Raw genomic sequence first — 10,858 nt, forward strand, 5'->3', positions numbered from 1 at the left:
ATGAGCGGACGCGGGGTCAGGTCATGGCCGACACCCTCGTCGACCGGATCACCGGCCGCAGCAGCGCTGAGACGAAGCCGCGGATCGAGGTCAAGATCGTGATGACCGCCGACACCCTGGCCCACACCAGCGATCAGCCGGCCATGGTAGAGGGCTACGGCCCCGTCCCAGCAGCCTGGGCCCGCGATGCGCTCAGTGACGCGGAGGTGTTCATCCGGCGGTTGTTCACCGACCCCGCCGGACAGTTGGTCGCGATGGAATCACGCTCCCGCAAAGCCCCCGACGGGCTGGCCGAGTTCATCACCACCCGCGACGGCGGGATCTGCCGCACCGCCGGGTGTGATGCCCCGATCCGCAACATCGACCACATCCAGCGCCACGCAGACGGCGGAGAAACCATCGCCGAGAACCTCCAAGGGTTGTGCGAACGCTGCAACCAAGCCAAGGAAGCCCTCGGCTGGCAGGCAAGACCAGGACCCGACGGCTCCATCACCACCATCACACCCACCGGACACACCTACACCAGCCCGCCACCCGACACCTGGGGCCAAGACCCACCACCACTGTCTCGGGCAGAGCGCATCCTGCGCAACGTACTGCTCGATCACGCGCCCGCCGCTTGACCGACACGACGAACGGCATCCGGGCGTCGTCGGGCCTACCTCAGGAGCTGTGTCGGCGGTCTCAGTCGACGCCGCTGCCGTCCGTCGCCGGCGGCCGTCCGAGCGGTTTGACGGCGGGGCCGTCGAGGACGGAGCCGTCGGGGGAGAAGCGGGAGCCGTGGCAGGTGCAGTCCCAGCTGGTCTCGGCGGTGTTCCAGTGCAGCGGACAGCCGAGGTGGCTGCAGCGGAGGCTCACGGTGTGCAGGATGCCGTCCAGGTCGCGGTAGCCACCGACGGTCCTGCCGTCGATGTCGACGAGGCCGCCCTCGCCCGGGCGCAGCTGCGCGACCGGCTGGACATCGGGGTCGTGGCGACGGCCTGCGACGAGCTCCTGGCCGACCTTCAGGTTGTCCTTGATGATTCGGCCGACGGCCCGGGCGTCGCCGATCCGGGTGGAGTCGAACGCGGGCAGCCACGGGTTGTCGGTGCCGGCGAGAAGATCGGCCACCATCATCGCGGCCGCGGTCCCGCTGCTCAGGCCCCACTTCTGGAAGCCGGTGGCCACCAGGACCAGCTCGCTCGTCGGGGAGTAGCCGACGTAGGGCACCCGGTCCGGGGTGGTGTAGTCCTGGGCCGACCATCGGTAGTCGATCGCCTCGACGTCGAAGGTTGCCCGGGTCCAGCCTTCGAGGTCTGCGTACATCGTCTCGGTGTCGGGCTCGGCGCCGGTCTCGTGGCCGTTGCCGACCACGATCAGTCCGTTCGGGCCGGGGTCCAGCCACGGTCGTGTCGAGTGGGTGGGTGAGTCGATGCCGATCGCCATGCTGGTCGGTGCGGCGCCGCGCAGTCGGACGGCCAGTCCGTAGGAGCGCGATGGCCTCGTCCGCGCGAAGTAGCCGCCGAGCAGGCCGGGCGGGAGCAGCGTGGCGACGACGACCTGGTGCGCCACCACGGTGGCGGCCGAGGTGGTGAGCTCGACGGTGCGGTCGCGCTGCTCGTCGATGGCGGTGACCCGGGTGCCCTCGAAGATCCGTCCTCCGGCCGCCGTGAACGCGGCGGCGAGGCCCGCCACGTACCTGCCGGGGTGGAAGTGGATCTGGTCGTCGAACACGACGGCGGCGTCGACGTCGAAAGGCAGGTCGGTGCGGTCGGTCACCCGGGCCGACAGTCCGAGCCGAGCAGCCGCCTCGGCTTCGTCCTCGATCCGGGACCGTTGCTCCCACGATCGGGTGTAGGCCACGGCCGGGGCTCGGGTCAGGTCGCACCTGATCTGCAACTCCGCGGCGAGATCGGCGACCTTCTCCACCCCCGCCCGCATCGCGTCGGCGTACCGGCGGGCGTTGTCGTCTCCGTGCCGTTTGACCAGATCGGCGTAGATCAACCCGTGTTGTGCGGTGACCTTTCCGGTGGTGTATCCCGTGGTCCCGCCACCTACCGTCGCCGCCTCCAGCACGGCGACCTGCAGGCCGCGTCGCTGGGCGAGCAGTGCCGTCGTCAGCCCGACGATGCCACCACCCACCACAGCGACGTCCACCTCGAGATCGGCGGTCCGACTCGTGCCCAGAGTGGGGTAGCTCGGCCTCTCGGCCGTGGCCAGCCACACGCTGTCGTGCTCCATCAGGTGCGTCCTCTCCGTCGACGTCCGGGTGGAGTCGCGGGCGTCTCCCCGGATCCGGATGGTCAGGGTGCGATGTGACCCCCTGCGCGTCGCGTCCGGCCCAGGGCCAGGCCCAGCGCGATCATGGCGGCGCCGAGAATCAGGTGGAGCCAGTTGTCGGCATCGTTGACCGGCACGAAGTTCGCCGTGCTCCGGTGGTCGATGACCAGACCATAGATCCACAGGACCAGATAGATCGCGCCGCCGCCGATCAGGAAGCCGCGGGCTCCGTTCCATGTCCTGGCCAGCACGAGACCGGCGATACCGAACAGGAGATGCACGATGTTGTGCAGGATCGACACCTGGAAGATGCCGAGGAGTTGGGCGCCGGACTCGTGACCGGCGAAGGTCATCGAGTCATAGTCGGTGGTGACCCCGGGGATGAACCCGAGCACTCCGACGAGCAGAAAAGTGCTGCCCACGACCGTTGCGGCCGTCTGCAGCGGCGTCGCGGTCATGGACCGATAGTCAGATATGTCAGTCATGCCTCAGCGGTACCCATCCGCCGGGTCCCTATACCGACGAGCTCGGGTAAGCGGAAGGTTTGCGTCCGGAACCCGGCCTGGCGCCAGTCGTTCGACGACCACCGACATCACGCAGCCGGCCACGCCGACCTCATCCGCGAATCCATCGACGGTCTCCTCGGCGAAGTCCCGCGGGAAGCCGAGTGGCATGGCGGGGATCCGCGGCGGACCGGTTGGATCGGCGTCGACCTCGCCGGAGGGCCATCCTTTCTGTCTCTACCTCGATCAGCCCAGGGCGACTGTGAGGGCCAGGAGCGTCGCCGGGTCGTCGAGCCGGTCCCCGTACGCATCGCGCAGCTGCCCCATCCGATAGCGGACGGTCTGGGGGTGGATGAAGAGCTCGGCGGCGACCTCGTCGCGCCGGCCCTGGTGGAGGAGCCAGGAGCGGAGGGTCTCGGTGAGCTTCTCGGCGGTGGCGGGACGCAGGTCGGCCAGCGGGGCGAGAACCTGGGCGCGGAGGTCCTCGCGGGCGTCGTCGTCGGCGGAGAGGACGAGCTCGACGAGGTGCTGCTCGGTGTCGGAGCCGAGGCCGGCGAGGTGCGCACGCCGGGCACGCTCGTAGGAGACCCGTGCCTCGCGCCACGGTTTGGCCGGACCGACCACCGCCCGACGACCCTCCAGCGCCTTCATCAGGGGGCGGCGTCTGTGGCCGTGTGCATCAGGCACGAGCAGCAGGGTGTGATCGTTGAGATCGTGCAGGTCGTCGAACTCCAGCGTGGACTGGTTGACCTTGGCGAGGATGCTGCCGACCTGGGAGTTCGGGACGAGTACGGCGGTCAGCGTGCTGGGCGGGGTCCACTCGGCGCGCGCCGCCGCGTCATCGAGCTCCTCAGGTGTCGCCTCGGCGAGAAGTCTTCGAGCCAGGCGCTCGCGCAGTTGGCGCTGAACGCGCCCGGTGGTGGCGCGTTCATCGGCATGGCCGGCAGCCGAGGCCTCCGAGATCTCGTCGATCCAGGCGAAGACCAGCGCGGAGAACTCGACCAGCATCGCCGGCTCCATGCCGCCTTCGACGGCCTTGCTGGCGAGCTGCCGCCAGGCCACCCTGGCGCCGATGCGGTAGGCGGCGAGCAGGGCTTCCATCGTGCGCCCGCTCCTGGCCTCGCCGCGTCCCAGGTCGTAGGCGCCCTGGAGCGCCGGCGGGGTCGCGGCCGACACGTCGGCAGCGAGGCCGGCTCCCGAAGCGAGCGACAGGAAGCCGCTCAGCGCCACTCCCACAGCGGTCCGGATGGTTTCCCCCATGTGTCCGGAGAGCGCGTCCTGATAGGGCGGCACCTCGGCGATGACCGCGGCGACGACGTCCTCGCCGACCTGGGGGAGGACGGCACGGATCGATGCGACGACCTCTGGTGTCAGCTGGACGTCGTAGGACGAAAGAGCTGGCACCTCTCGGGAACTTTTGTTCGTCACGTATAAATCCACCTATCAGATTCACGTCGCTAACACAGGAGTTTACCTCGATCAAGTAGCACTATGGGATACATGGCTGAGATCTCTACATCCCCCGCCCTGTTCGCCCCGGGCAGGGGCAAGCGACTCCCGTTGCGCGAGCGTCTGTCGCGCAAGGCGTGGGAGATCGCCGAGACGATCGCCACGCCGCTGGCGCCGGCCGACTACCTGGACATGTTCAATCCGCTGCGGCCCGGAGCCGAGCTGCGAGGACGCATCGTCAAGGTCACGCCGGAGACCGCCGACGCGGCCACCATCGAGATCAAGCCGGGTGCTGACTGGGAGGGTCACACCCCCGGTCAGTACGTCCGCGTGGGCGTCGACGTCAACGGCGTACGCCACTGGCGGGCCTACTCGCTGACCCACGGCCCCCGCAAGGACGGCCTCATCTCGATCACCGTCAAGGCCGTTCCCGACGGCAAGGTCTCCAACCACCTGGTGCGCCGCCTGCATGCGGGCAAGATCGTCCACCTCGAGCAGGCCGCTGGCGACTTCGTGCTGCCCAGCGACCTGCGCGGGCACAAGTTCCTGATGATCACCGCCGGCTCCGGCGTGACCCCGGTCATCGGGATGCTGCGCAATCTCTTCCCGGTCACCGACGAGGGCGTCGTCGAGCACCAGCGTCTTGACGTGACGGTCGTCCACCTCGCCCCGAGCCGCCCCGACTCCATCTTCATCCCCAACCTCGAGTCCCTCCACGAGGCCGGCGCGATCCGCCTCGTCACCCGCTACACCGGTTCCGAGGGCCGCCTCGACATCGACGCGCTCACCGAGCTCGTCCCCGACCTGAAGGAGCGCACGGCGTACGCCTGCGGTCCGGCCGGGCTCCTCGACAGCCTCCAGGCCTGGTACGACGCCGAGGGCCTGCCGCTCCAGACCGAGCAGTTCCGCCTGGCCACGGTCGTCACCGGAGAGGGCGGCACGCTCGCCTTCACCGGCAAGACCGTCGACGCACCCGGTGACAAGCCGATCCTCGACGCCGCCGAAGAGGCCGGCGTCCTCATGCCGAGCGGCTGCCGGATGGGCATCTGCTTCGGCTGTGTGCTCCCGATGAAGGAAGGCGCCGTGCGCGACCTCCGCAACGGCGAGCTCACCGTCGCCCGCCCGGGTGAGACCGGCCCCGAAGGGGTACCGATCCAGACCTGCATCTCCGCCGCCGCTGGCGAGTGCATCATCGACCACCCCGCCTCCTAGACCCCCACGACGAGAAGTGAGACAGCAATGACCATCGCACCTGACGCCCCGGCCTACACCGGCCCGATCGCCCACCTGACCCGCGACGACATCGAGCAGCTCGGCCGCGAGCTCGACGCCATTCGCCAAGAGGTCATCGACACCCGCGGAGAGCGCGACGCGGCGTACATCCACAAGGTCATCAAGGTCCAGCGCTCGCTGGAGCTCGGCTCCCGTGCCGTCCTGCTCGCGAGCATCTTCCCGCCGGCGTTCGTCGTCGGCACCGTCGGTCTCTCGATCGCCAAGATCCTGGACAACATGGAGATCGGCCACAACATCATGCACGGCCAGTGGGACTGGATGCGTGACCCGAAGATCCACTCCACGGTGTGGGAGTGGGACAACGCCTCCACCGCTGAGGGTTGGAAGCACTCCCACAACGAGCTCCACCACACCTACACGAACATCGTCGGCAAGGACAACGACCTCGGCTGGGGCATCATGCGCGTCGACGAGGAGCAGCGCTGGACGCCGGCGAACCTGTTCCAGCCGGCGATGAACTTCCTGAACATGTGCATCTTCGAGTACGGGATCGCGGCCTATGACCTCGAGCTCGGCAAGATGCGCCGCCTCAAGAAGAGCGGCCGCGAGATGCCCGAGGGCTGGCACCAGATGGCGCGCAACACGGTCCGGAAGATCCGTCGTCAGGCGTTCAAGGACTACGTCGCTCACCCGGCGCTCTCGATGGTCACCCTCTCGGGTCCGACCACGCTGCTGGCCAACCTGATCGCCAACTTCACCCGCAACGTCTGGACCCACTCGGTGATCATGTGCGGTCACTTCCCCGAGGGCGTGGAGACCTTCGAGCTCAAGGACATCCCGGAGAACGAGAGCCGCGGTGAGTGGTACGTCCGGCAGATGCTCGGCTCGGCCAACATCTCCGGCTCGAAGTTCATGCACGTGATGACCGGCAACCTGTCGCACCAGATCGAGCACCACATCTTCCCGGACCTGCCCTCGAACCGCTACGCCGAGATCGCGCCGAAGGTGCGCGCGCTCTTCGACAAGTACGGCCTGAACTACCACACCGCGCCCATGCCGCAGCAGGTCGCGTCCGCCTGGCACAAGGTCGTGCGCCTCTCGTTCCCCAACGGCTTCCTCGAGTCGACGAACGTCCGCAACGCGCCGAGTCAGTTCGTCAAGCTCGTCAAGGCGGTCCGTGGCGACACCCGCACGCGCCGCCGGCTGCTCAAGGAGTTCGAGGCCGCCGGCGCCGCCTCTGTCGGCAAGGCCATCTGAACCGGCTGAGGCGTCACGCGTCGTAGGCGCCGGCCCGAGCGCGTCGACGAGGCTGCCGCGGCGCCACGTGCTCTGACCGAGGTATCAGCGCCGGTGACACCTCGGCCACACCTCCGCCACGGTGACGAATGTCGTATGGACATCACCCGCCAGGACCGGTAGACAACTAGGCACTATGGAGAACGAGTTGATTCCCGGAGCTGAGTCCGGAGCTGGGTCCCAGACCGCGGTACGCAGCTATGTGACGGCCAACCATCCGAACCCGTCGGCGCTCGCCGAGGGCCTGTGGGTGCTGCCTCCCGACGTGCTCTCCAGCGGTGACCGCGCGGTGCTCTTCGACCAATACAAGCTCTACGTCGCCGAGGCCGAGCGGCTCAGCGTGCGGCGCACGGTGACCAGTGCGTTCTTCCTGATCCTCAACATCGGTGTCCTGGTCGCCGGCACCGCCCTGGTGGCCACCGCTCCCGAGCGACCCTGGCTCTTCACGATCGCGCTGATCGCCGCCCTCGGACTGTGCCTCGGCTGGTTCTGGATCGTCCGCTCCTACCGACAGATGGCAGCCGGGAAGTACGCCGTCATCGCCCAGCTCGAGAAGCAACTCCCCGCGGCGCCGGGTGTCGCGGAGTGGTCGGCTGTCGGCCTCGGTCGCGACAGCTCGCGCTACCTGCCGATGAGCAACATCGAGGTGTGGGCGCCCGCGCTGTTCGGGTTCTGCCACGTCGCGACGTACGTCCTGCTCTACCTGCCCTGAGTTCGGCTCCGGCCGAGCACCCGCACCTCGAGCGGGGTCTCACCGCCCGGCCCGACGGCGTACGCCACGCCGTCGGGCCGCTCGCTGAGCACCTCGACGAGCTCTCCGTCGCGCCACAGCAGCGCGACGCCGTCGTCAGCGGCATAGCCGGCCGGCAGCGCCCCGGAGTCGACGAACCGGAGGTACGTCTCCCGTCGGTCCTCCTCGCCGAGGTAGTGCGGGCAGAACGAGCCGGGCAGGAAACCCAGGCCGTCCAGTAGCGGCGCGGTGGGGCCGAAGGAGTCGGTCGAGGAGGCCTCGTACCAGCAGTTGGCCCCGGCCGAGATGCCGGCCAGGATCGTCCCGCCGGCGGCCGCCTTCTCCAGCAGTGCGGGCAGCCCGTGCAGCCGCCACACCGCCAGCAGGTTGGCGGTGGAGCCGCCGCCGACGTAGACGATGTCCTGGTCGAGCAGCCGCTCGAGGTCGTCGATCGGGAGCTCGTGCCCGACCGGTGCCTTGTTGAACAGCGACAGCACGGTCGCCTCGGAGCGGTCGGCGTACGCGGCGAGGAACTTGTCGTGATAGCTGTCCGCGTCGCCGCTCGCCGTCGCGATGAAGCAGACCTTCGGCCGCGGCTTCCCGGTCAGCCGGTCGAGCTCGGCGTCGATCGGGGAGAAGTCCTGCCCGTGCACGTCCGGCATCGAGAAGCCGCCACCGCCCAGGGTCAGGATCGTTCCGCGCCTGAGGGTGAGTGTAGGGACACAGAAGGCCCGCCCGACAGGTTTCCGGCGGGCCTTCGAAGGTGTGGCTGCTACTTGACCCTGACGGTCACCGTCTCGGTGATCGCCTCGTTCTTCCGGTCACCCGAGTAGGCCACCTCGTAGGTGTGCGTGCCTCGGAGCGCCCGGAAGGTCGCCTGCTCCTTCTTCAGGGTGAAGCGGCCGACGCGGATGCCGTTCTCCTTGACGATGATCTCGCCGGTGGCGCGCTCGCCGTCGACGGTGACCTTGACCTTGCCGCGCGTGGGAGAGCTGGCGGAGATCTCCGGGACCGCCTTCTCGGTGCAGTAGCTCACCGAGACGTTGTCGATGGCCCAGCCCCGGGCGCCACCACAGCCGTCGCGGCCGAAGTCGAAGCGGAACTGCACCTTGTCGCCGGCAGCCGCGATGGAGTCGAGCTTCACGATGGTGGTGCCCCACTTGCCGGTGAAGCTGTTGCCGTCCGACCCGGTCCAGGCCGGCTGGTTCTCCATGTACCCGCTTCCCTTGCTCATCGTGCCGCCCGGCGCGTTGAAGGCGTACGCCGCCTGGTCGACGAGCTTGAACTCGCCGCCGTTGACCGAGGCCTTGACGTTGCCGCCGTCGTAGCCCCACTCGGTGAGGACCGAGTGGTCGAAGCTCAGCCGCGGCGAGAGGCCCTCGGGCACGGTGAGGGTCGGGCTGATCAGGCCGTTCCGGCTGGTGATGTCACCGGTGGCGGATCCGCAGGCGCCCTCGTTGGGGTCGGGCGCGAACGCAAGACCGCTGGTGTTGCCCTCGACGTCGCTTCCGGCCTCCCAGGGGTAGTCGTTGCCGGGCACGCCGGCCTCGGCGTCCTGGGTCCAACCGGTCAGGCCGTCCTCGAAGTCCTCGGTGTAGGTGGTGACCTCGTTGGTGCCCTCGCCACACAGCGCGGGGGTGTTCGGGTCGAGCATCGGGCCGAAGTTGCACTGGACCGGCTCCTTGGTGAGCTCGGTGGCCGTGTTGGCCGCCGCGACCGCTGCGCAGTCGTCGGCCGTGATCGGCTCCAGTGCCGGAGCCTCGGCCTCGCCGCCCGGGGTCTCGCCGCCGCCGGTCTGCGGCGTCGAGGTGCCCAGGGTGAGCTTCTTGAGCGTCGTCACACCCATCAGGTCGGCGCAGGAGGAGACCATCGCCTGGGCGTACTCGGGGAAGCCCGAGGTAGGCGTCAGGTAGTTGGTCTGGGCGTGCCAGATCAGGTTGGCCGCCTTGTCGAGGCCGATGCCCGCCACGTTGACGTCGTTGTAGGCGCCGCCGTCCACGAGCAGGGCGTAGTGGTGGTTGATGACACCGGAGTTGACGTGGACGCCGCCGGAGTCGGTGGCACCGTCGCAGTGGTACTCCTCGTCGGAGACCTTGCCCGGGTCGCCGTAGCAGTTCGGGTTCCACATGTCGCGGATCGCGCCGCCGAAGGCGGTCGAGTCCTCACCCATCAGCCAGCGTACGGACTCGTCCTTGGACCCGGAGACGTCCTTGATGGTGATGTTGACCGTGCCGGTGGCGTTCTTGATCTTCTGGCCGGTGGCGTAGTCGGTGGTGGCGCCGTAGATGTCGGAGTTGCCGGAGATGCTGCCGATCGGCTGACCCTGCAGGAACGCGATCACGATGCCCTTGGCGCCGGCGCTCTTCGCGTTCGCGACCTTCTGGACGAACGGGCAGGTGCCGCGGTCGACGAGCACGAACTTCCCGTTGACCGCAGCGGCGTTCTCCAGCGGCGAGCAACCGTCGGTGGTCGTCGGGCCGCCGCTGTTGGCGGCGTCGAGGCCGACCACGATGTCGCTGGTCACCCCGGCGGTCGGGTAGACCGGGCCGAAGTTGGCGGCAGCGGCCGGGCAGTCCCCGGCGACGTCGGCCGGCGAGTTGATCGTCAGCGTGATGGCACCGCGGGTGGAGGAGGAGCACTTTCCGTCGGTACGGGCCACGTCGTCGGTGGTGTTCTCACGCGCGTTGAGGAAGTCGACCGTGTTGCCCCACATGTCGGAGTACGCCTCGTTGAGCGCACCCGGCTGCCATTGGTAGATCAGGCCGGAGGTGTGCTCGGTGTAGGCGTGGCCCCACTCGTGCGCCACCACGTCGTCGGAGGTGACTCCGGAGCAGTAGTTGGTGGTCTCACCGTTCCAGTTGGCGTTGGGGCACGAGATCGCCGGATCGTTGTTGACCGTGATCATCTTCGCGCCGTTGCCGTCGTAGGAGTCGCGGCCGAAGGTGTTCTTGAAGAGCCAGTAGGACTCGCCGGTGCTGGCGACCTCGTTCTGCTGGTCCTGGTCGAGCGTGCCCGGGAAGGCGTCGTTCTCGCGCCAGACGGTCGCGTCGTCGGTGGTCTCCGGGGTGTTGTGCTTCTCCACCAGTTCGCGGTCGGTGGCCGAGTGGAGCATCGAGTAGCGGTTGACCGGCTTGCCGCTGGCGGCGTCGAGCACGAGGGTCTCGCGCACGGTGGACTGGTTGGACACCTCGACGACCCAGGCGAGCAGGCTCTTGCCGCTCACGCCCTGGGCCGCGCCCATGCGGTAGACGTTGAGGTCGGCCTTGACGACCTCGACGCCGGTGGTGTCGATCTTGCTGTCGGGGTGTGCGGGTCGTCGGGGCGGGAGGAGGCGAAGTGCGGGACGACCTCCCAGTCGTGCCACCCCTCGTGCGTGGCGGTCTGGAGC

Annotated in this window: 9 protein-coding genes; 4 read left to right on the forward strand and 5 right to left on the reverse strand. The window is 68.7% G+C overall.

The window, feature by feature from the left end; translation table 11 throughout:
- Positions 1-623, forward strand: a 623-nt coding sequence (locus tag ACFVJS_RS14290) for an HNH endonuclease (RefSeq protein ID WP_378881157.1), incomplete at its 5' end; no start/stop codon positions are given.
- A 61-nt stretch (positions 624-684) separates the two neighbouring features.
- Here the strand turns inward: ACFVJS_RS14290 and ACFVJS_RS14295 are convergent.
- The 3 genes from ACFVJS_RS14295 to ACFVJS_RS14305 form a co-directional block, all read right to left on the reverse strand.
- Positions 685-2,220, reverse strand: coding sequence for an FAD-dependent oxidoreductase (locus ACFVJS_RS14295; RefSeq protein WP_378881160.1), 1,536 nt, complete (start codon positions 2,218-2,220; stop codon positions 685-687).
- Positions 2,221-2,282: 62 nt separating this feature from the next.
- Positions 2,283-2,717, reverse strand: coding sequence for a DUF4383 domain-containing protein (locus ACFVJS_RS14300; protein ID WP_378881162.1), 435 nt, complete (start codon positions 2,715-2,717; stop codon positions 2,283-2,285).
- Between the two features lie 291 nt (positions 2,718-3,008).
- Positions 3,009-4,166, reverse strand: coding sequence for a PucR family transcriptional regulator (locus tag ACFVJS_RS14305; protein ID WP_378881165.1), 1,158 nt, complete (start codon positions 4,164-4,166; stop codon positions 3,009-3,011).
- A 96-nt stretch (positions 4,167-4,262) separates the two neighbouring features.
- Here ACFVJS_RS14305 and ACFVJS_RS14310 point away from each other — a divergent pair, with 96 nt between their 5' ends.
- The 3 genes from ACFVJS_RS14310 to ACFVJS_RS14320 all read left to right on the forward strand — a co-directional run bounded on the left by ACFVJS_RS14310 (position 4,263) and on the right by ACFVJS_RS14320 (position 7,452).
- A complete protein-coding gene (locus ACFVJS_RS14310; RefSeq protein WP_378881168.1) occupies positions 4,263-5,423 on the forward strand; it encodes a ferredoxin reductase in 1,161 nt (386 codons plus the stop codon).
- A gap of 27 nt (positions 5,424-5,450) precedes the next feature.
- Positions 5,451-6,701: a fatty acid desaturase family protein gene (locus tag ACFVJS_RS14315; protein WP_378881171.1), complete on the forward strand. Its 1,251-nt coding sequence runs from the start codon at positions 5,451-5,453 to the stop codon at positions 6,699-6,701.
- Between the two features lie 187 nt (positions 6,702-6,888).
- Positions 6,889-7,452 (forward strand): hypothetical protein, encoded by a 564-nt coding sequence (locus ACFVJS_RS14320; RefSeq protein WP_378881173.1) that lies wholly within the window; start codon positions 6,889-6,891, stop codon positions 7,450-7,452.
- Here the strand turns inward: ACFVJS_RS14320 and ACFVJS_RS14325 are convergent.
- A complete protein-coding gene (locus tag ACFVJS_RS14325) occupies positions 7,440-8,162 on the reverse strand; it encodes a Type 1 glutamine amidotransferase-like domain-containing protein (RefSeq protein ID WP_378881209.1) in 723 nt (240 codons plus the stop codon). The two genes, ACFVJS_RS14320 and ACFVJS_RS14325, sit on opposite strands and share 13 nt — an antisense overlap.
- Before the next feature lie 80 nt (positions 8,163-8,242).
- Positions 8,243-10,834 carry a M4 family metallopeptidase gene (locus tag ACFVJS_RS14330; RefSeq protein ID WP_378881176.1) on the reverse strand — a complete coding sequence of 864 codons (2,592 nt, stop codon included), beginning with the start codon at positions 10,832-10,834 and terminating at the stop codon, positions 8,243-8,245.
- Positions 10,835-10,858: the final 24 nt, after the last annotated feature.

Source organism: Nocardioides sp. NPDC057772, assembly GCF_042798075.1.
Classification (GTDB): Bacteria; Actinomycetota; Actinomycetes; order Propionibacteriales; family Nocardioidaceae; genus Nocardioides.

Excerpts from the sequence above, each read along its gene's own strand:
- ACFVJS_RS14300 (WP_378881162.1), bottom strand. The coding sequence starts at position 2,717 with ATGACCGCGACGCCGCTGCAGACGGCCGCAACGGTCGTGGGCAGCACT.
- ACFVJS_RS14295 (WP_378881160.1), bottom strand. The coding sequence starts at position 2,220 with ATGGAGCACGACAGCGTGTGGCTGGCCACGGCCGAGAGGCCGAGCTAC.
- ACFVJS_RS14315 (WP_378881171.1), top strand. The coding sequence starts at position 5,451 with ATGACCATCGCACCTGACGCCCCGGCCTACACCGGCCCGATCGCCCAC.
- ACFVJS_RS14310 (WP_378881168.1), top strand. The coding sequence starts at position 4,263 with ATGGCTGAGATCTCTACATCCCCCGCCCTGTTCGCCCCGGGCAGGGGC.